This window comes from Martinezella lusitana, from assembly GCF_900094565.1.
GTDB classification, from domain to species: domain Bacteria; phylum Pseudomonadota; class Alphaproteobacteria; order Rhizobiales; family Rhizobiaceae; genus Rhizobium; species Rhizobium lusitanum.
Genome location: NZ_FMAF01000015.1, coordinates 48,235 through 72,562 on the forward strand (window position 1 = coordinate 48,235; position 24,328 = coordinate 72,562).

16 protein-coding genes and 2 pseudogenes are annotated in these 24,328 nt (G+C 57.4%); 6 read left to right on the forward strand and 12 right to left on the reverse strand.

The features are described from left to right. Position 1 precedes the first annotated feature (1 nt). The 4 genes from GA0061101_RS24615 to GA0061101_RS24630 all read right to left on the reverse strand — a co-directional run bounded on the left by GA0061101_RS24615 (position 2) and on the right by GA0061101_RS24630 (position 3,904). Positions 2 to 376 carry a hypothetical protein gene (locus GA0061101_RS24615; RefSeq protein WP_037191132.1) on the reverse strand — a complete coding sequence of 125 codons (375 nt, stop codon included), beginning with the start codon at positions 374 to 376 and terminating at the stop codon, positions 2 to 4. Between the two features lie 27 nt (positions 377 to 403). Continuing rightward, the gene (locus GA0061101_RS24620; RefSeq protein ID WP_092575282.1) at positions 404 to 1,285 is read right to left on the reverse strand and encodes an NmrA family NAD(P)-binding protein; all 882 of its coding nucleotides are present in this window, start codon (positions 1,283 to 1,285) and stop codon (positions 404 to 406) included. 560 nt (positions 1,286 to 1,845) lie between these two features. Further along, a complete protein-coding gene (locus tag GA0061101_RS24625; RefSeq protein ID WP_092575285.1) occupies positions 1,846 to 2,880 on the reverse strand; it encodes an SDR family oxidoreductase in 1,035 nt (344 codons plus the stop codon). 28 nt (positions 2,881 to 2,908) lie between these two features. Then, positions 2,909 to 3,904 (reverse strand): aldo/keto reductase, encoded by a 996-nt coding sequence (locus GA0061101_RS24630; RefSeq protein WP_092575287.1) that lies wholly within the window; start codon positions 3,902 to 3,904, stop codon positions 2,909 to 2,911. 102 nt (positions 3,905 to 4,006) lie between these two features. Between GA0061101_RS24630 and GA0061101_RS24635 the strand changes: the two genes are divergently transcribed. Next, the gene (locus GA0061101_RS24635; RefSeq protein WP_092575407.1) at positions 4,007 to 4,954 is read left to right on the forward strand and encodes an AraC family transcriptional regulator; all 948 of its coding nucleotides are present in this window, start codon (positions 4,007 to 4,009) and stop codon (positions 4,952 to 4,954) included. Positions 4,955 to 5,259: 305 nt separating this feature from the next. Here the strand turns inward: GA0061101_RS24635 and GA0061101_RS24640 are convergent, their stop codons facing one another. From GA0061101_RS24640 to GA0061101_RS24655, 4 genes are all read right to left on the reverse strand, one after another. Continuing rightward, complete coding sequence (locus GA0061101_RS24640) at positions 5,260 to 5,898, reverse strand: glutathione S-transferase family protein (protein ID WP_092575290.1); 639 nt, start codon at positions 5,896 to 5,898, stop codon at positions 5,260 to 5,262. Between the two features lie 260 nt (positions 5,899 to 6,158). Continuing rightward, on the reverse strand, positions 6,159 to 9,296 hold the full coding sequence (locus GA0061101_RS24645) for an efflux RND transporter permease subunit (RefSeq protein WP_092575292.1): 3,138 nt from the start codon (positions 9,294 to 9,296) through the stop codon (positions 6,159 to 6,161). After that, entirely contained in the window at positions 9,293 to 10,330 is a 1,038-nt protein-coding gene (locus GA0061101_RS24650) for an efflux RND transporter periplasmic adaptor subunit (RefSeq protein WP_092575409.1), read from the reverse strand. The genes GA0061101_RS24645 and GA0061101_RS24650 overlap by 4 nt, the downstream gene beginning before the upstream one ends. A 95-nt stretch (positions 10,331 to 10,425) precedes the next feature. Continuing rightward, positions 10,426 to 11,889 carry an efflux transporter outer membrane subunit gene (locus tag GA0061101_RS24655; RefSeq protein ID WP_047555663.1) on the reverse strand — a complete coding sequence of 488 codons (1,464 nt, stop codon included), beginning with the start codon at positions 11,887 to 11,889 and terminating at the stop codon, positions 10,426 to 10,428. A gap of 292 nt (positions 11,890 to 12,181) precedes the next feature. Here GA0061101_RS24655 and GA0061101_RS24660 point away from each other — a divergent pair. The 3 genes and pseudogenes from GA0061101_RS24660 to GA0061101_RS24670 all read left to right on the forward strand — a co-directional run bounded on the left by GA0061101_RS24660 (position 12,182) and on the right by GA0061101_RS24670 (position 15,576). After that, a pseudogene (locus tag GA0061101_RS24660) lies at positions 12,182 to 12,857 on the forward strand (response regulator). Then, positions 12,857 to 14,122, forward strand: a complete 1,266-nt coding sequence (locus tag GA0061101_RS24665; RefSeq protein ID WP_037191115.1) for a HAMP domain-containing sensor histidine kinase — start codon at positions 12,857 to 12,859, stop codon at positions 14,120 to 14,122. The pseudogene GA0061101_RS24660 and the gene GA0061101_RS24665 overlap by 1 nt, the downstream one beginning before the upstream one ends. Before the next feature lie 125 nt (positions 14,123 to 14,247). After that, complete coding sequence (locus GA0061101_RS24670) at positions 14,248 to 15,576, forward strand: efflux transporter outer membrane subunit (RefSeq protein ID WP_162693736.1); 1,329 nt, start codon at positions 14,248 to 14,250, stop codon at positions 15,574 to 15,576. Positions 15,577 to 15,632: 56 nt separating this feature from the next. On the opposite strand, the gene GA0061101_RS24675 is transcribed toward GA0061101_RS24670, so the two are convergent. Continuing rightward, entirely contained in the window at positions 15,633 to 16,349 is a 717-nt protein-coding gene (locus tag GA0061101_RS24675; protein ID WP_037191111.1) for an alpha/beta hydrolase, read from the reverse strand. Positions 16,350 to 16,561: 212 nt separating this feature from the next. Here GA0061101_RS24675 and GA0061101_RS24680 point away from each other — a divergent pair. Both GA0061101_RS24680 and GA0061101_RS24685 read left to right on the forward strand, forming a co-directional pair. Continuing rightward, a pseudogene (locus GA0061101_RS24680) lies at positions 16,562 to 16,942 on the forward strand (IS5 family transposase); the annotation flags it as partial. A gap of 491 nt (positions 16,943 to 17,433) precedes the next feature. Beyond that, positions 17,434 to 19,353: a methyl-accepting chemotaxis protein gene (locus tag GA0061101_RS24685; RefSeq protein WP_037191109.1), complete on the forward strand. Its 1,920-nt coding sequence runs from the start codon at positions 17,434 to 17,436 to the stop codon at positions 19,351 to 19,353. Between the two features lie 288 nt (positions 19,354 to 19,641). Here the strand turns inward: GA0061101_RS24685 and cysG are convergent, their stop codons facing one another. From cysG to nirD, 3 genes are all read right to left on the reverse strand, one after another. Then, the gene (cysG, locus tag GA0061101_RS24690) at positions 19,642 to 21,120 is read right to left on the reverse strand and encodes a siroheme synthase CysG (protein ID WP_092575298.1); all 1,479 of its coding nucleotides are present in this window, start codon (positions 21,118 to 21,120) and stop codon (positions 19,642 to 19,644) included. Beyond that, positions 21,092 to 23,746, reverse strand: a complete 2,655-nt coding sequence (locus GA0061101_RS24695) for a nitrate reductase (protein WP_092575301.1) — start codon at positions 23,744 to 23,746, stop codon at positions 21,092 to 21,094. Before GA0061101_RS24695 ends, cysG begins: the two co-directional genes overlap by 29 nt. A gap of 232 nt (positions 23,747 to 23,978) precedes the next feature. Next, the gene (gene nirD, locus GA0061101_RS24705) at positions 23,979 to 24,323 is read right to left on the reverse strand and encodes a nitrite reductase small subunit NirD (protein WP_376774291.1); all 345 of its coding nucleotides are present in this window, start codon (positions 24,321 to 24,323) and stop codon (positions 23,979 to 23,981) included. Positions 24,324 to 24,328: the final 5 nt, after the last annotated feature.

Here is a 24,328-nt window from a genome sequence, read left to right on the forward strand (position 1 = left end):
TTTAAAGAAAAAGGTCTTCCGGCAACTGGCCGGACAGTGCCTCGCGAAGATTGGTGGCGAGAGACAACACAGCACCAAGCGGGCTCATCCGCACGCTGACGCGTGGCACCGAACCATCGGGGTTGCGGTCGACAACTACGACGGCGTTCAGGCTCTCCCCGCTTGTCAGGACCGCCTCGTATTCGAGAAAGAGGCGCGAGCCGACAGTCTGGAGAAACGTGGGATTCTGCGAAGCGTAGAAGGTCCCGACTGTGTTGACGGCCAGCTTGATCTCGTCCCGTCCGATGACCGCGCCTCGCAGCACGGAGCTGGTCAGTTCCGCGTCGACGGACAGGTCGTCTAAAAATGGGTGACGTTCGCCTTGAGTATTCGACATTGTTCAAACTCCTTGCCTCGACGGCTTTCACGCAAAGGCGGCACGATTGTTGGCGATGAATTGCTGGACCGAGAGGGCCGGCGTTCCGGTGATTTTCTCGACGGCATCGTTCGTGCCCGCGAAGACTCCATCACGATAGTTCTGAGCGACTTCGACCAGGTGCTGCACGAGGAAAGGCGGAAACTTGTAGAGATTTTCCATCTTGTCCTTGAATACCTCGATCGAGGTTGGCGCGTAGTCGATCTTCGCGCCAAGCACTTCGCTCGTGGCGGCGGCGATCTCGGTGTGGTTCATCTCGAGTGGTCCATGGAGGGGATAAACCTTGCCTTCATGTCCCAGCGGATCGGCAAGAAGATGCGCGATCACCCGTCCTTGATCATCCGTCGCGATCGGTGCATGACGCCCTTCGGCAAAGGGGAACTCGATCTTTTTCGTGGCCCATATCTCATTGGCAAAATGCGGATAGACGAGCCAGTCGGCAAAGAAGGTCGGGCGCAGATGCGTAGTCGGAACACCGGACCAGTCGAAGACTCGCTCGGAAACCCAATGGTCCTGCGCAGCGCGGCTCGCCGATTCACGACGCGCGGAGATCTGCGACATGTTGACGATTGCCGTGACGCCTGCTTCTTTTGCGGCCTGTGCGAAATAGGCCGCAGCACCGATAATGCCTGGCGCGATCGGATGCAGGAAATAGGCCGACCGAATGCCTTCCATGGCGGCGCGGATGTCATCGATGTCGGTGAAGTCCCCGACAGCGATATCAACTCCCCGCTGCCTAAGGGCCGTCGCCCGCTCGTCATCTGAGCGCACGTAGGCGCGCACCGACTTGCCCATCTTCAGTAACTCATCGATCGCCGCACCCCCGGTCCGTCCGGTTGCTCCGCTTACAAGTATCTCAGCCTCACTCATGATCTCGCTTCTTTCGTTTGTGAGAGCATATGCTCCTATACGGACAAAAATAGGAGCATATGCTTTTATCGTCAATAGGAGGCATTTGCATTTTTTGGGAGGCTCGTTTTTGGATCGACTGTGAACCGGCACCGAGGCCGCCGAATGTCCGGCAGTTAAGCTAATTTTGGACACTCTGCGTCATTGGCGTGTCGCAGACCATGCAGCGCGACATTTTTCTTTGATTGAGGAGGAGCTCTGCATGGTTGCTTCTACAAGTTCGTCCATTGCCCGGCGCAGGGTTGTCTACGCGGTCGACACGTGGTCGCTGCATGATGGGTTTTCGCGGGGTGGATATTCCTGTGTTCAAGGCGCAATCTCGATCGAGCTGCGACGGATTCGACGGAATGACCCGACCCACGTCTACAGCAGGGACGCCCAGTGTCTCGTGAGGAGGGCGGCCGCCGCCTCGTAAAGTAACCCCGGTAGCCTGACTGGCGCCTCGTCGCGAGATATGGCCATCATAGTCGATCTCGCCGGACTGATCGGCATATAAAGTACGATGTGGCAGTCGCCAGTCTCTATTCTGTCGTGTTGACCAACCCCAGCCTTATGAGGCTTTCGGCCGCGGCGACGATTGCATCTTCACGTGAGCGTGGCGCCCAACCAAGCAGGCGCTTGGCTTTGTCTCCACTGGCATTCATGTTGACGCCGAGATGCGGCACGATCCCCTTCATCGCCGGATTGAAAAGCGCGACGACGCGGATGAACCAGTTGGGTAGCACGCGGGTGGAGACCTTTTTTGCGCCTTTCCCGAGACGTTGATTCAGCAGCCTGGCGATCTCGACCATCCACAGGCTCTCACCCGATGCGGCGAGGAAGCGCTCGCCGTTGGCGGCCGGATCGGTCATTGCGCGCAGATGCAGGTCGGCGACGTCGCGCACGTCGACAACGCAGGTGTTGATCTTGGGACAGCCCGGCTGACCATCTAGCAGGTTCTTGATGAGCCGGATCGAGTGCGAGTAATCGGATCCCAGCGCCGGTCCGAGAACGGTCGTTGGGTTGACGGTGGCCAGTTCCAGCCCGCTGCCTTCACGCGCGATGAAGTCCCATGAGGCTCGCTCGGCCAGTGTCTTCGATCGCTGATAGGGCGCGACGTTGCCGTTCAGGTCGCTCCAGTCGGTTTCGTCGAAGGGACGGCTTCGCGGCTTGTGGCCGACGCCGATCGCACCGAAGGCCGAGGTGAGCACCACCCGCCTTACACCGGCATCGCGTGCCGCACGCAGCACCCGCAGGTTTCCATCGACCGCAGGCCGGATCCAATCCTCTTCGCGCACCTGATCGCCGGACGGCGTCGGTGAAGCACCGTGGATGATATAGGCGCAGTCTGCGGTAGCCTCCACCCAGCCGTCATCGGCTGTGAGGTCGGCGGCGACAAATGAAAGGCGATCGCCCGGCTCGGCACCCCCACTCCTGAGGTTGCTGAGAACCTCTGCCTCTCGCGACAGTGACCTGAGCGTAGTCCGCACGCGATAGCCCGCCTCCAGCAGCGCCAGAATGCAGTGCTGCGCGATGAACCCGCTTCCGCCGGTTACGAGTACCAGCTCTTCACTCATAATGATCTCCAGTGTTGTTTGTCGCGCATCAGCGGTCGATCCCTGCCATGATCCAGGCGGGATAGCGATTGCCGGAGACGGTGCCGGTCGCCAAAGCCTTGTCGAGTATCTGCATGTCGGCAGGCGTCAGCCGGACAGCGTCTGCCGCCACATTCTGCTCGAGGTAGGCGCGACGCTTGGTGCCGGGGATCGGCACGATAAAATCGCCCTTGTGCAGCAGCCAGGCGAGCGCGATCTGCGCAGGCTTTGCACCATGGGCTTCAGCGATGTCGAACACCGCCTGTGCGGCACGCACGTTTGCGTCGTAGTTCTCACTCTGATACCGCTCGTCGATGCGGCGGGTATCGCCCTCGGGATAATCTTCCGCGCGCTTCACCCCGCCGGCCAAAAAGCCGCGTCCGAGCGGACAGAACGGCACAAGACCGATGCCCAGCTCGCGCAAGACGGGGATCACGTCGGTTTCGAGATTGCGTTCCCAAAGCGAATATTCGCTCTGCAGCGCCGAGACTGGATGGGTGGCATGCGCGCGGCGCAGCGTGGCAGCCCCCACCTCAGACAGGCCGAAGAAGCGCACCTTGCCTTCCTTCACCAACTCGCCGACCGTGCCGGCCACATCTTCGATCGGCACTTTGCGATCGATGCGGTGCTGGTAGAGCAGGTCGATGTGGTCGGTTTGCAGTCGCCGAAGCGAGCCCTCGATCGCCTGGCGGATCGCGGCGGGGCTGCTGTCGGTCTCGGCGCCGAGCTGGCGTCCATCCACGAATCGGAAGCCGAACTTGGTGGCGAGGATCACTTTCTCCCGGCGGTCGCGGAAGGCGCGGCCGAGCAGCTCCTCATTGGTGTATGGTCCATAGCCTTCCGCCGTATCGAAGAAGTCGCAGCCGAGCTCGATGGCTCGATGAAGGGTGGCGATCGACTCCGCCTCGTCCGCCGGACCATAAGACTGGCTCATGCCCATACAGCCCAGGCCAATTGCGCCGACCTGCGGGCCTTGGGTACCCAACTTCCGCTTGCTCAATATCATGGGCCTCATCCTCTTGTGTTCGCATGGTGGCCCTGAACATAGATGCGGCAGTTCGGACGTTGAATGCTTGAGAATACGCAATACTTGCGCGATAATACGAAAATGATCACCGATCCCTTCTCGCAAATTCTCAGACTCGTGCGTGCCGAAACGCTGGTCACGGGTGGCTTCACGGCTGGAGGCCCTTGGGCGATCCGATTCCCGGCCCCGAAGACGATCAAGTTTTTCGCCGTCGTGAAGGGGAGTTGCTGGGTGGCGCTTGACGGCGAGGCGCCCATCCGGTTTGCAACGGGTGATGTAGGGCTGCTCTCGGCGCCGCGAGCCTTCGTGCTCGCCAGTGATCCGGATGTCACTCCCGTCGACGCGATGACGCTGTTCTCAGGAGTTGGGCGAACGACGGCCCAACTCGGCGACGGTGGCGACTTCGCGCATATCGGTGGGCACGTCCTGCTTGATCCGGCCAGCGGCCGCCTGTTGGCGGATGTGCTGCCGCCCTGGATCCACGTGCGGGCGAACTTGCCCGCGGCCGCGACGTTCCGCTGGCTGCTCGATCGGCTCGTCGAGGAGCGTGCTTCCGATCTGCCTGGCGCCGAACTCGCATCCGCTCAACTGGCGCAGTTGCTCTTCATCCAGATCCTGCGGGCTCACCTGGCCGGAGCGCAGGACGAAAGCGGAGGCTGGCTAAGGGCGCTCAGCGATCCACGCATCGCGCCGGCCCTGCGTTTGATGCACCAGGATCCGGCGCGGGCATGGCGTCTTGAAGATTTCGCTGCCGCCTGCGCCATGTCGCGGACGACCTTCGCCGAGCGGTTCCGCAGCGTCGCTGGCATCGCGCCGCTGGCCTACCTCACTGAGTGGCGCATGCGACTGGCCGAGCAGGCGCTCCGGAATGAGGATGGAAAATCGGTGGCGTTGATCGCGCACTCCGTCGGCTACGCATCCGAAAGCGCCTTTAGCAATGCATTTAAGCGGGAAACCGGTAAGTCGCCAAAATCTTATCGAAATAATAATATGCACAAACGCAGTTTGACACAGCTGGAGGATGTCTGATGCGGCTCGGATTTGTTCCAACCATGTGCTTGATCCTGAAAAGACCGGAAATTCATATGCCAATGTTTTGACGGCCCGTAGCGGCGTAGGATCAATCGATCCTGGTTCAGGCTCACATTCTTTCAAGACCGCCGGGTCGAGCGTGACAATCAAGCGGGAAGCCAGGCTCGATGGCATTTGCCGCATTCAAGCACAAAACCTTCGGCGCTCTACCCCTCGAAATGGAACGGCGGCCTTTCACTCCGACAGATATCCTAGAGCCCTGCACCTTTAGCATCACCATCGCCCAGCAGAGCAGGCCTATTTCAGTTGGGAAGCGGTGGCGGACACGGCGCGTCCAATCCGCGAAACGGATCGCGCCAGGCTTCGATCTGATCCAGGCGATCAGACCAGTGTCTTATGGCGGGATAGTCCTCTATCGGAAGGCGCGCAGCGTCGTTGAACGGCAAGAACGTCGCCATGCGAAAATCGGCGAACGAGATTGTCTCGCCAAGGATCCACGGTCGACCGGACAATTCACTTTCGAGAATGACCGCTGCTTTGTGGAATTGACTTAGACCCTCTGCAACCATCGTGTCGTCACACGGCCCAATACCGTAACGCAGCTTCGTGCCGCGCTCCCAATGAACGATATCACATGCCTTCATGAAGTTCTCCTTCGCCCAACTGATCCAGCGGATCATGTCCGGTTCTTCGTCATCGGTTCTCCAGAAGTTCGAGCCGGCGTGCCTGGACAGCCAGCAGGCAATCGCATCGCTCTCCCAAAGCGTTCGACCGGAGTGCTGCAAAATCGGCAAAAGAAGGTTTGGGTTGAGCGGCAGATATCGCTCCGATTGCCCCGGAGCCATCGGTGCGGCGAACTCGAACGAGATATCTGTTTTCAAGAACCGCGCAACGGCAACTGCAAGGCGTGGATTGGGGTTTCTGCTGAAATACAACTTCATTCGGTTTTGCCTCCGGTGTCCTCGTCGTAGAAGACGAACGAAGGCTCATCCTTTCGACAATCGCGGATCAAAAATCTTTCCCGAGGCTCTCGCCGAAGGTCGAACTCTTCGCGCGCCAGATGAGTGACGCCTTACTCAATTCAAACAATCTCCAATGGGCGCTCAGCCGATGGACGCTTGATGACGACTACAGGGAGGTCTAAAGCCTGTGCAATCGTCGCAATGCCGGCAAACCCTACCAGCAGACCAGCCAGCATTTGTCATGAAGCGGATCCATGTGACGGTCGGCGGCGCTCATTTTCTTTGATGATGCCAGCTTCCACGCGTGGGGGCTCCCCATGCTGTCCTTGATTGTGGCCGAAGAGCCGCCTCAGGAAGCTCACCAAGTCATCTACGAATGTGAAGATCGTCGGTATGACAAGCAAGCTCAAGAATGTCGAGGTGAGCAAACCGCCAATGACGACGATCGCCATCGGTTGGCGAAAACTGGAATCGCCACCACTCAGGCTCAAAGCGACCGGCAACATACCTGCGCCCATCGCGATTGTTGTCATGACGATCGGCCGGGCCCGCTTATGGCAGGCATCCACCAACGCGTCAAAGCGCGAGAGACCCTGTCGCCGGGACATAATCGCGTATTCGACCAGGAGAATGGAATTTTTCGACACCACTCCCATAAGCAATATCAGTCCAATAATGGCTGGCATCGAAAAGCTGGTGCCTGTGATGGCCAAGGGAAGCAATGCCCCGCCAAGTGCAAGCGGAAGCGCCATCAGGATCGTGGCAGGTTGGAAAAAATCATGAAACAGGAGTACGAGGACGGCATAAATACAAAAGACCCCTATAGCCATCGCCGTTCCAAAGCTCTGAAATAACTCCGAACTGCGTTGCAGCTCCCCCTGTTCTACCTGATATACACCTTGTGGTAGTTGGCGCAGTGCGGAAAGGGCTTGAGCTTCCTTATTCACATCCCCAAGAACGCGTCCATTGAGTTCTACCGACAGCGTGATATTTCGGGCACGATCGATCCGATCGATTTCGGACGGGCTGCCTCCAATCGTGATCGTTGCTACGCTTCCAAGCGACACCTTGCCATTTGTACCTGCGACCTGCAGCTGCGATATGGCATCGATGTCCCTGCGAGAACGGGGGTCAAATCGCACCCGAATGGAAATCTGTCTCTGTGGCAGATTCAGTTTCGACAGCTCGCTGGAATAGTCTCCATTCGTCGAAACCCGCACCGCCTCGGCGATCGATTCAGACGTGATACCAAGTGCTGCGGCCTTAGTGAAATCCGGCCTTATCTGGATCTCAGGGGCTTGTAGCGAAGCGCTGGACGTGACCGCTCCAACACCTTTGAGTGTTCGCAACTGGTTTTCAAGCGCGCTTGCGGCCTGTTCCAAGACATTGGAATCGTCACTTGCGAGAGTGAGCTCCAGTTTGGTGCCATTGCCTCCGGTCCCGACCTCCACGCGTACGCCGGGCAGCACGGAAAGAGCGTGACGGATATCGTCTTCGATCGCAGACTGTTTACGGCTGCGCTTATTAATGTCTTTCAGGTCGACGACAAGAGTGGCCTTTGTCACATCCGTCGTTGTCGTTGAATCGAGTCCGCTACCGCTTGAAGAGGTTCCGACGGCGCTGAAGACCTGCGTGACATCGGGGAGTTTGGAAATAATGTCGCTTGCGCGCTTCGATATGGCATCCGTCTGATCCAGGGCGCTGCCCGGTTGAAGTGTCAGACTAACCTGCGTCTGAGCATCGTCAGAGGCAGGAAAGAATCCAGTCCTCAGAAATGGAATAGTTGCCAAAGACAAGACGAGTAGAGTGCTCGTGGCAAGCAAGGTCAATTTGCGGTGGTTGAGGCAAGCTTTGACCATCGCAATGTATCCTCGCATGACCAGACCGTCCTCCTTCTCCACATGATGAGGTTTCATCAAATATGCGGCCATCATTGGGGTCAGAAAGCGCGCAACCAGAAGAGAGGACAACACCGCCACGGAAGCCGTTATGCCGAATTGCCGGAAGATGAGGCCGGGAATCCCGCTCATGAATGCAGTTGGGAGAAACACTGCAACCAAGGTGAACGTTGTTGCGATCACCGCCAGCCCGATTTCGCCAGCCGCCTCCAGCGCCGCATTCATGGGTGTCTTGCCCATCTGAATATGACGAGTGATATTTTCCACCTCGACAATTGCGTCGTCCACGAGAATGCCGACAACAAGCGATAGCGCGAGAAGCGTAACCGTATTGAGGCTGTAGTCAGTCAAATACATGACCAGGAACGTCGGTATGATGGAGAGTGGGAGAGCAAGCGCTGAGAGGCAGGTCGCGCGAAAGTCGCGCAGAAATATCCAGACAACGACGATGGCGAGAATGGCACCTTCATAAAGCATGTGCATCGAGCCATCATAGTTCTCGATGACGGGATTTACCGTTGTATAGGCTTCAACAAGCTCGACCTCCGGATGCGCAGATGCGAATTCCTTCATTTTCTTCTGGACGTCATCAGCAACCGCCGTATCGGAAAAGCCCTTTGATCGCTTGATCTCGACGGCTATCACGCGCTCTCCATCGAAATAGGCAAGAGAAGAACGGTCAGCGAAGCTGTCAGTGACGCTGCCTATTTCATCGAGCCGGACGCTTTTTCCGTTGGACAGCGGAATTGCCAACTTTGATAGATCTTCAATGGAGGGAAGAGCACCGAGGGTCCGTATGGTTTGACGGGCAGAGCCGATTTCGCCACGACCACCGGATTTGTCTGATTGAACAGACTTCACGCGGGAGGAAATATCCGAGGCGGTGATACCGAAGGATGTCATGAGGTTGGGATCGAGATCGATGTGGACCTCGCGGTCCACGCCGCCCAATCGATCGACTTCTCCTACGCCCCCCACCGATAGCAATGCCTTGGTCATGTCGTTGTCGACAAACCAGGAAAGCTCCGTCTCGTCGAGGTCTTTGGAGCGCACCGCGTAGGTTACGAGAACGGAAGATTGCACCGTCACCTTGGAAACCGTCGGCGATTCCATTTCGGACGGCAAATCGCTCTTGGCGCTATCAACAGCGTTGCGTACTTCGTTAAGTGCGGTTTCGCTGTTCTTTTCGAGCTTGAACGAGACGCTGATCGATACCGATCCGTCGGTGATCGTCGTTGTAATATGATCAAGAAGGCTGAGAGAGGCGAGCTTGTCCTCAATCTTACGTGCAACCTCAGTTTCAAGCTGGGTTGGCGCAGCACCTTCAAGCGATGCGGAAATTTTGATGGTCGGCAGATCCATGTCGGGAAAATTCTGGACCTGGAGCTTCGAAAAGGCGAGCAAGCCGCAAACTGTCAACAACACAAACAGTAATACAGAGGGCACGGGGTTGCGAATTGACCAGGCGGAAATGTTCATTTTGCCGCCCCTTCAACATTAACAAGCGCGCCTTCCGAGAGGAAAGCCCCGCCAGATCGCACAAGCATCTCATCGCCCGCCAAGCCAGCTGTAATCTCGACGCGGTTCTCTCTTCGGCGACCGACATCAACGCGGATCCGGTGTACTCGGCGTACTTGATCAATGGCAAAGACGTAATTGATACCGTCTCTGAAAACCAAACTGGTTTCCGGCACGGTCAATGCTCTTTTCGTACCAATATCGATGTTACCAGATACATAGAGACCAACACGGGGTTGAGGCTCTTTAGGCAACTCCACATAAACAATCGAACGGCCTGTATCGCTGCTGACGGTTGGTGCGATAAGTCTGACCTTACCCTGAAACGCCTTTCCGCCCGGCTCCGTGACTTCCGCGGGCAACCCTATCTCGACCTGCGGAAGATATTGAGCTGACACTTCAGCCTGCCATTCGACGCGCTGCTGGCGAATAAGACGAAAAAGCTCCGTGCCGGTGGACACGACTGCACCTAGCGAGGCTGATCGCGAGGTGATGATGCCGTCGTCGACGGCGGTGATAGTGGTTTGCTCAAGTTTAATTTGCTGGCTCTCAAGCGTGGCCCGTTCAGAATCAAGATCTGCCTTCGCGGTCTGCTCCGTGGTCAGGTATTCCACTCTCTTCTGGTCGGACAACGCGCCCGATCCTCCGATCGTGCGCGCTCGATCCGCGTCGACCTTCGCCTTTGCTAGATCTGCCTCTTTTGTAGCGACAGCCGCCTCCTCTTTGCGCAGATCGGCCAGCACGGCTTCCTGATTCAGCCGGACAAGAGGATCGCCCTTCTTGACGATGGATCCGACGTCGGCAAGGACCTCTGTGATACGCAAACCGCTCGTTTCAGATTCAATCACGGCTTCATGCCAAGGCTTCAGCCATCCACTCGCCGGGATTGTTTGAGGCCAGTCTTGGAGCGAAGGTTTAACCGTCGCGACAGTCAGTACCGCGGCCCCCTTGGTTTGTCCCTGTTCTTCTGCCGCGACAGGGCGTGTTCCAACCATGCACGTCGATATGACGGCAAAAAAAGCCCCACAAATAACGCGCTTTAGGTCGTCGCGGAGATGGGGATTTCCCAGATAAGTCTTATGTGAAATAGTCATTGAGCGGATTGCTTTGCCTGAAGGTGCGGAGCCTCGTTCACGTCGCGAACGGCCGGCTGTGAAATGTCGATCGGACCGGTCCATCCGCCTCCGAGCGCTTTGTTAAGCGAGATATAATATGTCGCGATATCGGCTTTGGTCTCGATGAGACTTTTTTGGGCCGAGTACAAAGACCGGTCGGCGTCCAACACGTCGAACAGATCCCCTTCGCCGGCGATTTGCAGCTGCTTTGAAAGCTTCGCAGCCGCCCGATAGCCTTCGACCGACTTCGCCAGATCCACCGAGCGCGCCCTCGATCGATTGAGAGAAATTATGGCGTTCTGAACATCCTCTAGAGCGGTGAGGACGGCTGACTGGTAGGAGAAGAGGTACTGATCACGTTGTGCCTTGGCGACATCAACCGCCGCCCTCAACTGGCCACCCTTGAAGATCGGAATCGTAAGCGAAGGGCCAAACGACCATCCGATGGTAGATTTCTTACCCAGATCAGAAATGCTCGTGGCGGAAGAATCAATGGATCCGGTAAGGCTCAGCGACGGGTATCGATTAGCCTCGGCCTCGCCAATCTTTGCTGTCGCTTGGGCCAGTTCACGTTCTGCCTTGCGCACGTCTGGGCGGGTATTCAATATGTCGGCAGGTATTCCGACGGAGATCTTCGCGGGAGGAACGGGAAGCCTTGACCTCTTGCCCAGGAGGCTCTCAAGCAGCAATGGCGACTTGCCGAGCAAGACCCCCAACCGATTGACTGACTTGGCATAGGAGATTTCATAGGATGGAACATCGGCATGGGTGGACGCCGCTTGAGCTTCGGCCTTGGTAACATCGACCAACGACGTACCACCCGCACTATATTGTGTGCGCGTCAGCGCGGCCGTTTGGGCCTGAGATTTTGAAGAATCTTGAGCGAGTTCCGCCAGCTGCTGATATTCGCGTGCCTGAAGATAATAGGTCGCGACATCCCCAATCAGGGTGACGAGCGTATCGCGCAGGTCTTCTTCCGCGGCGTCGACGCCATATTTCGCAGCCTCCGCCGTACGCTTATTGCCCCCAAATAAATCAAGCTCCCAGCTGGCATCGAAACCGGGCTGATAATCATTGTAGGCGGTAGCCGGCGTGCCACCAGACGCGGCCGTGCGGTTGCGTGTCGCGGAGGCCGTGCCCTCGATCGTCGGGAGCAGTGCGCCAACCTGTTCGCGATAGGTCGCGCGAGCTTCCCTTATCTTTGCTTTCGCCGTAGCGACATCGAGATTGGCCGCGACGGCTTGAGCAATAAGGTCATCGAGGATCGGATCCTTCATTTGCTTCCACCACTCCGCAAGTGCTGGTGGCTTGTCCGGATTATCGTGCGCTCTGGTGTTCCAGCTCTTGGGCATGGAAAGCCCCGGCTTCTGGTAGTCTGGGCCGACGACACAGCCGCTGAGCGCACCAGCCAAAAGAAGCAGAGTGCTAAACTGGTGCATATTCAGCCATCGGGCTGAGCTTCGACACCAGCCCTGTGTTGTAGGCGCCAGCTTGCTCCTGCGAGCTCCGCTATCGGTATCCAGTCCCGCCCCCTCTAATGGCACGGGATAAGACTGCCAATGGGATTCAGTTGTCTCAGTCAATACGAGGCTCCAGGGGCAAATTGCCGACGGCCCTCTGATAGCGACTGTGATGTTAAGCGACGTTAAGGAAGTGTAAAGTTGTGTAAAACTTCTTCCGATCGGCGTTGTTGGGTGTATTCGTGCCGAGGAAATGCACACGGAACCTGATATGGCGAAAGTACTTTTGATCGATGACGACAGTGAGCTGACGACCCTTCTCAGCGAATATCTTGTAGAGGAAGGGTTTCAGGTTGAGACGTCGGAAGATGCCCGTGTTGGCATAGCTAGTGCCGCCGACCGACATCATCGTTCTCGACGTGATGATGCCGCGGATGAACGGCATAGACGCTTTGCAACGCATCCGTCGCCTAGGCGATGTACCCGTTTTGATGCTGACGGCAAAGGGAGATGACATCGATCGAATTTCCGGTCTCAATCTTGGCGCGGATGATTATGTCGCAAAGCCGTGCTCTCCCGGTGAACTGGTCGCTCGCATTCGCGCTATTCTTAGGCGAGCAGGAAGCAGGCCCGGTGATGAAAATATTCTTCAGGTCGGTGACCTCGCCTTACATCCGGCCAGTCGAACCGCCCAATGGCAAGGCAAGCCGCTGGAATTAACGGGTGCGGAATTCAACATACTCGAAGTGTTGGCACGCAATGCCGGGCAATTGGTACCAAAGCAGGAAATCTCTCGGCGCGCATTCGGCCGACCTCTTACGCCATTTGACCGTCGCATCGACGTTCATATCAGCAGCGTACGCCAAAAGCTCGGCACCCGTGATGACGGCACGTCCTGGATTCGCTCCATCCGCGGCCAGGGATATCAACTGGTGCAGGAGTACTGATGCGAAAGTTATTTTGGAGGATTTTCGCAATTGTTTGGCTTACAATGGCTCTATCAATCGCGATACTGTTTGCGATCGGTTCTGTCTTTGGACTGGTACCTCCCGCGCAAGAACTCCGCGACCAACGGACATCTTTCGCGCTCGATACAGCCGCTAGGTTATTGGCGACAGGCGGGGTTGACGTATCACAACAATTCCTGTCCGCCGTTGCGCAGACGCCGTCGCCAGTCCATCTGAAACTGACGGTCATCGGCGGACCAATGGAATGCACCATCAAGGTTACGGATAAATTTGAAAGACGTGTCGTCAATGCAGACCATTGCTTTCAACTGAGCGCCGAGGCGACGGAAGTCGGCTTTCTATCACGCAATCTGCCGAGGCTCGTCCCTTGGGCTTCAGCCATGTTTGCTGCTGCACTCGCTGCCTATTGGCTGGCGCAATATCTAACGCGGCCCGTGGAACAATTAAGGGGTGGATTGCGCGCCTTGGCGCTCGGCCAATTCGATATACGAATCGGCAATAAGATCGATCGAAAGAGGGATGAGATTGCAGCGCTTGCTCATGATTTTGATATCACCGCGGCGCGTCTGCAGGAGTTCCAGAATATCCAACAGCGTCTCTTTCACGATATATCTCATGAACTTCGATCACCTCTGTCTAGGCTGCAGGCAGCAATTGGCCTTCTGAACAAGAATCCCAGTCGATTGCATGCAATGACCGAGCGTGTCGAACGAGAAATCGCAAGAATGGATGATCTCGTTGGCGAGATTCTGACTCTCGCCAGACTCACCACCACCGAGATTGAACCACTGGAGCGACAGACCGTTGATCTAGTCGACCTGCTTCGCGAGATTGCCGACGATTGCGCGTTTGAAGGCGCTTCGCGCAACATCACTCTGCTTTACGAGGGAGTAGGATCCTGCGTGACATCCGTTAATGGTGAGCTCATTTACAGAGCGATAGAAAACGTGGTGCGAAACGCTGTCAAATATTCCCCATCAAATACACAGGTCCTCATTCGAACCAAGAGGGAAGATCAGGCCTTCGCGATTACCGTGGTGGATCAAGGTCCGGGCATCCCCAAAGATGTTCTCGAGGCAATCTTTCAACCGTTTCGGCGTGGAAGTGATCTTCCCCCTGGCGCCGTCGGTTTTGGCCTCGGATTAGCGATAACAAAACACGCCTTCGCACGCCATGGCGGCGAAGTACAGGCCGAGCTTCCAGCGGAAGGCGGACTGCTCATGCGTATGATTCTTCCTGTTTAACCACCCATAATTTTGCGAAAGTGCAGGCCATGTTCCACTCGCATGCTTTTTGCATTCCCATGATTCTTGCAATCGGAACCCTCAGCAGCTGCGTCGATACATCCGTAAGTGCACCGGCGGCAGACATGCCAAAGACATTCGTTGGCGCGACAAGACTAACAAGAGCCTCACCGATCAGCCAGGATTGGTGGCGCGCTTTTGCTGATCCTGAACTCAATAAACTCATTGAGCTTGGGAGCGCGAAAAATCCCGAGATATTGGAGGCTCAAGGCCGTGTTGGGCAGGCTCGTGCGAACGTCGATCTTGCATCGGCAAACTTGCTGCCGACGGTCTCCGGCGGGGTCGGCAAAGCGCGGGGTGACAAATACGGATTTGGCACATCGACAAATAGTTATGGTACCGCTTCGGGAAGCTGGCTTGTGGATATTTTTGGTGGCGCGCGGGCACAAAAGCGTGCGGCGGAGGCGCGCTTTGATGCTGCGGTGTTTGACGCCGCCGAAACGAGCCTAAACGTACTTTCGTCAATTGGGTCAACCTATGTGGACCTACGCTACTACCAAGAGCGAATTGCGCTGGCACGCCAGACCGTTGAAAACAGAAAGCGCAATCTATCCTTGATGCGGGACAGTCAGGGCGTTGGACAAAGCAGTGGACTGCAGATCGTTCAAGCCGAACAGCTCGTGGCGAAAGCCGATGCAGAGCTTCCGTCACTCGAGATCCAGCTTGAGAGTTCTATCGCCACTCTCGCGAGCCTGACCGGGGTGCCGGATGCAGAGCTGCGTGCTGAACTTCATGATAAAGCGGCTCAACCGCGCCCGCGATACAAAATCGGAGTTGGCATCCCTACCGATGTCATCCGCAATAGACCGGATGTGCGGCGAGCGGAAAAGAACTTCATCGCCGCCGCCGAAAGCGTTGGAGTTGCAAAGGCGGCCTTTTATCCTTCCTTGGAGCTCAGCGGCTATATTACGCCGACAGCAGTCGTACACACCGGCCATGTCGACATCTGGCAAATGGCTGCCAATCTAACCGCACCCATTTTTGATGGGGGAAAGAACAAGGCAAATCTCGCTTCCGCGAAAGCACAATTGCAACAAGCACAAGCCGCTTGGCAATCCGCGGTTCTGAATGGCATCGCCGAAGTCGAAAAAGCGCTTGCGGCTTATAATAGAGATGGACGCAATATTGCCGCGCAAGAAAAACTTGCCTCGACGTCAGAAGAGACATTGCGACTTGGTAGGGTGAGTTTCCAGCTAGGTGCGAGTGAATTCTTCAATATTCTCGATGCTGAGCGCGACTACCTCGAGGCCCAGCAGTCGAGAGCACAAGCCATCCGCGATCAGGCACTGCACTACATAGCGCTCTGCAAGGCTGCCGCACCAGTCACGCAAGGTACTAGGGCGCGTGGACAAATCGCTGACAGTCCGCCGACCTACCGCTTGGGTTACAAGTGATGTCATACTTGTCCGGCGGTGGCTGCATGATCGGTATCGGCTAGCCGCGTTAGCCGCTATGCGACTAAGAACGCGGTTATTTCATCGGCCAAGCCAGCGAGAAAAGTGTTCCGATCCGGATGAGGTTCCGGCACATTTGGCGGCAATTCGTCCATGTAGGTGAAATGGCCGGCATCGGGATCAACTTGGACCGCCACAGATGCCTGAGCGGCGAGCACATCCATGAGAAAGCGAGATTGAGCCGGCGGCGTGATAGTATCCTTGGCTCCCACCCAGATTTTCATCGGCATCTTTATACGGTGAAGCGCGCCTGGACGGCGGAAGAAGTCCGTTGGCGGAGCCAAGAGGGCCAATCGCTCAAGGCGTGGAGTCGCGCCTGTAATCAGTTGCTGCCCATCAAGGGTTTCGCCCTCGGCGCCTTGAAGGGCGAGCAGAGCTGTAGCTCCAATGGAATGCCCGATGCCAACGATGGGGAGGTTGCTGTAGGCGCAACTGTCTATAGATGCTTCGAGCCTGTGGATGCGCATGTCCAACTCGGCTTTGGTCGGGACACTTGAGGCCAGCATTTCGAAGTGTGGCGCAATGACCGTGCAACTCCTGTTAGCCATGGTCTGCAGCAAATGATGGTGGCGTGCCGGGTTACCACCACGACCGACTGCGAACAAAGCAATGCACTTTGGCTGCTCGGCCTCGATCCGAGTAATGGTAAAGGCTTCCAACTCGTTTGATACGATGTTGGTATCGGACTCAATTCCCATATTTTCCTCAATCATCACAATAGGTTTAGCATCGTCTTCCGCGACAAACGAAGCTCAAAGTATCTCAATCATTGACGTCCCGACCAGTCACTGATTCAAGGCTGCTTTTTGGTGGCAGCATTGAGCCGGGGCGATCTCACTGAAACAGAATGGCGCATTCTGGAGGGTCTGTTGCCAATCGAACCGAAGAACCGGGGTCGAGGCAGACGGTCCAAGAAGAACCGCTCGACGCCCTCGGACGACCGCTCGCCTTCATTCTGACAGGCGGCGAAGCGGCCGATTGCAAAGCATATGATGCCCTAATTAGCTTGCCCGAACGCTCGCCGGGCGCCTTGCTGGCAGACAAAGGCTATGATGCTGAGACCATCCGTGCCGACCTCGCCGAACGGAAAATCGAAACGGTCATCCCCGGCACGTCAAACCGCCGCGTGAAGATCGAACATGACCGGGCGCTCTACAGGCAGCGCAACCGCATCGAGCGCATTTTCGGCCACCTAAAGGTCAATCGTGCCATCGCTACCCGCTACGATCAACTAGCCAACAGCTTCCTCGGCATGGTCTATCTCGCCACCGCCAGATACTGGCTTAAATTTGTCCACGCCGCCTAGTGTCCCAGAGGAAATGGATCCAGCCAGGCGCCCGCTGTCAAGCTAATGCCATCTCCGACACTGATTGATCGGGACCATTTCGCTCGGATAGTTAATTGCCCGCAGGGATCTGCTGCGCCTTAGAAGCGCACTGAAATCCGCGGAGCTGGAGCGCCGCCCTTACTTGGGCAAGCAGTCGGGAGCCAAGACAGCGACAGAATGACATTGGAGGGACAGTGGCTATTCACGAAGGTGATGAGGCCACAGTCGGCGGTCAGGCAGATATTTCCATTTCCTTCGCCCGCGCATTGTTTCATGCGCTGGGAGCGTCGTTAATTGGCACCTTTCGATCGTATCCCGCGACCTGTTGATGGAAGATGCCGATTCCCACGTCAAGGCAGCCGCCCTTTGCCGGCGAGGTGCACCAGCTTAGATGACGAGTAGCCCAGTTAAGCAATTCGCTATCTTTATCGGCTAGTTTATTGAAAATTTACCATGGGGAGGGGCTAAAAATGGAAATGTCTATCAGGACAGGACTGACATCACTCCTTGTCGTGCTTGCGCTCGCCTTCTGCGGCAACGCGCTTGTGTCGTTGGTGGGATTGAACGAAACAAACGCATCCACCATCTCACTCGGCAAGAATATGCTGCCGAGCGTTCGGACCATCGGCGACCTGGAGGCCGCCCTTACTGATAAACGCTTGGCCTATGCACAGCACATCCTATCGTTAACGCCAGAGACCATAGCCAAGGCGGAGCAGCGCATCAATGACGTGAAGCAAAAAGCCGCCCAGCAAATTACCGCCTACCGTGCTCTCGCCGCGTCGGATGTCGAGCGGAAGCTGATTGACCAGATTGAAGCCGGTGTCGCGACTTACGACACTCTCGCAGCGCCAATGATCGAACTGTCGCGCCAAAACAAAAACGAGGAGGCAGCCGCCATCCTCAATGGGGCGATGCGGAATCAAGCGATCAAAAACGGTGAGCTGCTCAATCAACTCAAGGACGTCAACCTGGACGTTGCCAACCAAGCCGTCGGCAGCGCGGCAAAGGCATTCTCGTCGGCAATGGGAATCTCCATCGCGACCATCGTCGTTATTCTCGGGCTGAGCGGCTTTGGCATCTACTATGCGGTCAGGATCGTTTCGCTACCGCTGACCCGGATTACCGGCTCCATGAAGGAGTTGGCAGAAGGCGCCCTTGATCGAGAAATCCCTTATCGGTCGCGTGCCGACGAAATCGGGAACATTGCAGCTGCGCTGGAAGTCTTCCGCGAAAGTGCACTTGCCAATCAAAGATTGGAACAAGAGGTTGCTGCCCAGCGAACGCTCTCCGAGCGGGAGCGCGACCGCATTGCTCAGCTCGAAGAGGTGCGGGCCGAAGCTATGGCCTACGCAACGGCGCAACTCGGGAGGGGCCTGAAGCAGCTGTCTCATGGGGACCTGACCGGCCGAATCACGGAACCATTCGTCGCGGAACTCGAGAGCCTAAGGGCGGATTTCAACAGCGCTACGGCCCAGCTCGCGGAAACGCTGCGAGCGGTTGCCGATGCAACCGGCGCCATCGACGTCGGGACGAGCGAAATCAGCCAGGGCGCGCAGGATCTATCGAAGCGAACTGAACAGCAGGCGGCGTCGCTTGAGGAAACTGCCGCGGCCCTCGATGAAATTACCGTCAATGTATCGAACTCCTCAAAGAGAGCCGATGAGGCCCGAGCTGTAGCCGCGCAGGCAAATGCGGGCGCGGCACATTCGGGCGTTGTCGTGTCAAATGCTGTAAACGCAATGCAGAGGATTGAGCAGTCATCCAACCAGATCGCGAACATCATCGGTGTCATTGACGAGATTGCGTTCCAGACAAACCTCCTGGCGCTCAACGCGGGTGTGGAGGCCGCCCGAGCAGGGGAGGCGGGCAAGGGCTTTGCTGTTGTCGCGCAAGAGGTGCGTGAGCTTGCCCAGCGTTCCGCACAGGCAGCAAAGGAGATCAAGGATCTCATACGCAGTTCGAGCGTAGAAGTGCAGAGCGGTGTCAAGCTTGTTAGCGAGACTGGGGAGGCGCTGAAGACCATCGAAGGCTATATTATTACGGTCAACCAGCATATGGGCGCGATAGCAACCTCAGCGAAGGAGCAATCCGTAGGTCTTTCCGAAGTTAACATTGCTGTTAACCAGATGGATCAGGTAACGCAACAGAATGCCGCAATGGTCGAACAAACAAACGCGGCAAGCGCAACGCTCGCCGGCGAAGCAACCAGGCTGCGAGAGCTGCTCAACCAGTTCCAACTCGGCGTGACAAGAGCGTCGCAGGATGCGCCGCGCCGCAAACCTCCCGCCTCGCCGGTTGCCGTCACCGCTCTCCACAAGCCGGCCATTTCTCCGGCACGCAAAATGGCTAACACCGTAGCCGCAGCCTTCGGCGGAAAGACAGCGTGAGTGCTGGCAGTCGGGAAGAGTTTTGACGATAATCGGGGTTGATCCGTCAACGTTTGGAGTGTCAAACGGCGCGGAGAGCGCGCCGCTCGGGCGGAGCGCAAAGTGCCGATCTTTGAAAATAATTTGAAAAAGAAAGTGGGGCCGCAAACACTATCGATGACGGTTCTATGGCATCTGCCTTTGACATCAGCACCACATCTTTCAGGAGTGAGTTTCCGGTCGCCAACCTGTTTCACAATGTTCTCCGACACGATATCTCGCCTACTTGTTGCGTGACGCCAAATCAGATCAAGCTACAGCAACGAAACCCACGGCCTTGACGGGAGTTTCTCGAAGATTATCGGCGTCCGCGCTCGCAGTCCCGCAGGCTGAAACAGCGCCACCCACGGCGATCAGCACGGGATTTTCGTAGCCGATCTTCTCCATGCCCTTGGCAAGGTTTTTGAGGCTGCCGTGCCATTCCCGCTGGGTAGCGCGGCTGACGTCGGCCATGATTACGGCAGCGGTGGAAGGCGGCAGGCCGTTGGTGATCAGCCGATCGGCAATGAGCGGTGCTGTCCTGCCTCCCATGTAGAACACGGTTGTCGTATGGGGATCTGCGACGCATGCCCAGTCAACGTCTTCCGGCAGTCCGCCATGCCGAGAGTGGCCCGTGACGAAGCGCACGGACTGGGCGTGGTCCCGGTGGGTGAGCGGCATGCCAAGGCAAGAGGCCATGGCGCTTGCTGCCGTGATGCCGGGAATAACGTCGACGGGGATGTTCTCGCGACGAAGATGATCGATCTCTTCGCCGGCACGGCCGAAAATCATCGGGTCGCCCGACTTGAGGCGAACGACTCGCTTGCCGGCCTTGGCGAGCGCCAACATCGTTGCGTTGATGTCCTCCTGCCTGCAGCTTTGGCGGCCACCACGTTTGCCTACCAGCATGCGTTTGGCCTCACGGCGGGCAAGTTCCAGCACCTCCCCGGAAACAAGATCATCGAACAGGATGACATCGGCGGCTTGGAGGGCGCGGACCGCCTTCAGAGTCAACAGTTCGGCGTCGCCCGGGCCGGCGCCCACGAGCGTCACGTGACCGGCAGGGTTAGCATTGCTACGAATTCGGTCTGCATCCGCGATCAGGCCTGGTACCGCATCTGCGTCGGGCTCCTCGCCCGCGAAGGCGCGATCGACGAAACGTTCCCAGAAGTTTCGTCGTTGAACTGAGGTGAGGGCGTCTGTCACATGGGCGCGGATAGCCTGCGCAAGCTGAGCCCAGGATTTGACCGACCGCGGGAGGAGTGTTTCGATGCGCCGGCGGATAGCTTGGCCGAGGATCGGAGCAGCGCCGTCGGTCGAGATGCCAATCACCACGGGCGAGCGGTTAACGATCGAGCCGAACTTGAACTGACAGAATGCCGGCTTGTCGATGACGTTGACGGGAACACCGGCAGCGACAGCGTGATCGTGAAAGCAGCATGCTTCCTCGTCGGTTTTGCAGTCGCCTACCGCCAAAGCAAAGCTCTTGAAGCATGCCGCCTGCCAAAATGCATCGTGGTGGACAAACTGGTCAAGTTGCTTCCGAAAGCCCTCGGAAAGCTCGTCCATGGGGCAGAAGACATGCACCTCCGCGCCCGCTGCTGCCAGAAGTTCGGCCTTCCACGCCGCCCCGTCGCTGCCGCCGGCGATCAGCACGGATTTCCCCTTGAGATCGAAAAATACCGGCAGCGAGGTGAGTGGAGCGATCCGCTCCAGTCTATCATTCCGCGGCTTGACGAAGGCAGCCATCGATAATCCCCTTAATTTCAATGCGGCAAGAGCCACAATTGGTTCCGGCATTGAGCTGTCTGCCGATAGCCTCGACCGTGTGGCAGCCGCCTGCGACGGCGCCTACGATCTGGTTGATGCCGACCGAGAAGCAGGAGCAGACGGTTGCGCCAGGGTCCATCTGATCGGTACCTGGCCGGCCGGCGAGCACCGCAAAGCGCGCGCGCGCAGTCTCCAGTGGTGTGCTGAGTTGCTTGACGGCCCAGTCACGCGATACGGCGACAGGTTCGGGCGCGGCATAAAAGGCGAGCAACAGCCGTTCTCCGTCAAAGAAGCCATGACGTTGCTGTCGCGTCGGGTTGTCGACATAGGCGAGATGCTCGCCACGATCAAAAAGGCCGAACGTATCGCGACACCAGGCTTCGATATCGTCAAGTGCCTTGTCGAAGCCGAATTCCACGCGCCATCCGGCTTCTGTCTTCGCGACCGCCCAATAGGGCGCCTCTAGCCGCTCAGGGCGGAAGGCGACAACTGCAAAACCATGATATGCCATTTCGGCTGGCCGTACCTTGACGCCGATATTCTTGAGCGCGGGCTGGCCGGAGATGGGGTCAGTGTGTGGCGCCAGCAGAGCGGCCACGCGCGCATTTGCAGAATACTCATCGTTCCAGTGCATCGGCACGAAGACGCCGCCGCGTGGCTGCCGCTCTGTGAGCAAGGCTCGTAGCACGACTGAACCGAAGGAATTTTCCACCCGTACCAACCCCGCCTTGTCGATGCCGAGTTCAGCGGCGTCCGCCGGGTTGATTTCGGCGAAAGGTTCGGCGAGATGCGACGAGAGCCGCGCCGCCTTGCCCGTGCGCGTCATCGTGTGCCACTGGTCGCGGATGCGGCCGGTATTGAGAATAAAGGGGGCATCCTTGCTTGTGCGGTCATCGCGCTCAGATTTTACGGAGATGAACCTGGCCTTGCGATCCGGCGTGTAGAACTGGCCATCGGCGAAAAATCGCGTGACGCCTTCGGGAGCACCTTTGCGATGCGGCCATTGGAACGGTGACATAGCCTCGAAGATACCAGGAGAGATATCAGCTTTCGCGCCTATGTCGAAGTCGCGTGTGCCGCCATTTTCGAATCCAGAAAGGGCCGCGTGTTCGGCGAAGATTGTGGCGGGATTGTCGTAGTCAAAGCCGTCGAAGCCCATCCGCTTGGCAACTTCGGCCATATGCCACCAGTCGGGCTTTGCGTCGCCGGGCAGATCCAAGAAATTGCGCTGGCGGGAAATGCGCCGCTCGGAGTTGGTGACGGTTCCGTCCTTTTCGCCCCAGCCGGCGGCTGGCAATAGCACATGGGCGAGTGCGGCGGTGTCGGTGTTCTTTTGAATATCGGAAACGACGACGAAGGGGCAGTTGCTAATTGCTTCGCGCACCCGGTCGGCATCCGGCATCGAAACGACCGGATTCGTCGCCATAATCCACAGGGCTTTGATGCGCCCGTCCGCCACGGCTTCGAACATTTCGACGGCCTTGAGACCGGGCCTTGCAGCCATGGTTGGCGAATTCCAGAAGCGTTGCACACGATCGCGCGCGGCTTCGTCCTCAATATTCATATGCGCTGCCAGCATGTTGGCAAGACCACCCACCTCGCGGCCACCCATCGCATTCGGCTGGCCGGTCAGCGAGAAGGGTCCCATGCCTGGTTTGCCGATGCGCCCAGTGGCCAAATGGCAATTGATGATCGCGTTAACCTTGTCGGTGCCGATCGAGGACTGGTTGATGCCCTGGCTATAGCAGGTCACCACCTTTTCGGTTGTTTCAAACAGACGATAAAAGGCCCGCAGTTCACCGACCGCTAAGCCTGTTTCCTCCGAAACATCCAGCATGCTCCTGGTTTGCGCGGCTTCCAGCGCATCGTTAAAGCCGATCGTATGCGCCGATACATAGTCCTGGTCGAAAGCCGACGATCCTGCGAGATGGGCAAGCAACCCATTGAAGAGGGCAACATCCCCGTCGCTTTTGATCATCAAGTGCATGTCCGCAAGATCGGCGCTAACCGAGCGTCGCGGATCGATCGTGACAATTTTCATATCCGGTCGGCTTTGTTTTGCCGCTTGGATCCGTTGGTTGAGCACCGGATGGCACCATGCGAGGTTCGAACCAACGAGTACGATCAGATCGGCGAGTTCGAGATCCTCGTAAGTGCCCGGCACCGTGTCCGAACCGAAGGCGCGTCGATGACCAGCGACGGAGGAGGCCATGCAAAGTCGTGAATTCGTGTCGATATTGGCCGAACCGATAAAGCCTTTCATCAGCTTGTTGGCGACATAATAGTCTTCCGTCAGGCATTGACCTGAGACATAGAATGCGACCGAATCCGGCCCATGCTCGGCGATGGCTTCACAAAATTTCGAGGCTACGAGATCGAGCGCGTCGTTCCAGTTTGCACGTTGACCGTCGATTTCCGGGTAGAGGACACGGCCGTCGAGATCGATCGTTTCGGCCAGCGCCGAGCCCTTGGAACAGAGCCGGCCGAAATTGGCCGGGTGCCCCGGATCCCCTTTAACGGAAGCCTTTCCGTAATCGTCGACCGTCGCAATAACGCCACATCCGACACCGCAGTAGGGACACGTAGTCTTCGTTTCAGTAGGCACGCTTGGTCTCCCCGATGCTTAGTCGCCGATGGTTTACACCCTCCTCTGACATCTCCCCCTCAAGGGGAAGGATCAGGAGCTCGCCGTGCCACTGGTCTCCACCCACTGAACAAGAGCGATACATGCTTTTCTTGTTCAAACGGGCAGCAGCAAACTCAAACCGATCTTCCGTCTCGAGGGGAAGATGTCTGGAACGAACAGAGGAGGGTACCACCGCGCACACGGACATGATCTATTCCGCCGCCATCATCATGCTGTCGAGAGCGATCGACAGCATGCCGTTCTCATTGCGCACAGGAATGGTCCTGACCGAGCCCTTGTCCGCGCCGAGAGCTTGCCCGGTTTCGAGCGAGATGACCCAGTTGTGCAGGGGGCAGGTGACGGCAGCGCCGTGGACGATGCCCTGGGAGAGCGGGCCGCCTTTGTGCGGGCAATGATCCTCGATGGCGAAGACCTCGTTTTCGGCCGTGCGGAACACGGCGATCTTGCCCTGCGGGGTTTTCACGCAGCGTGCGCCGCGCAGCGGGATGTCAGAGATGTCGCCGATCGGATGCCAGGTGTCTTTTGGCCAGTTCATGTCCA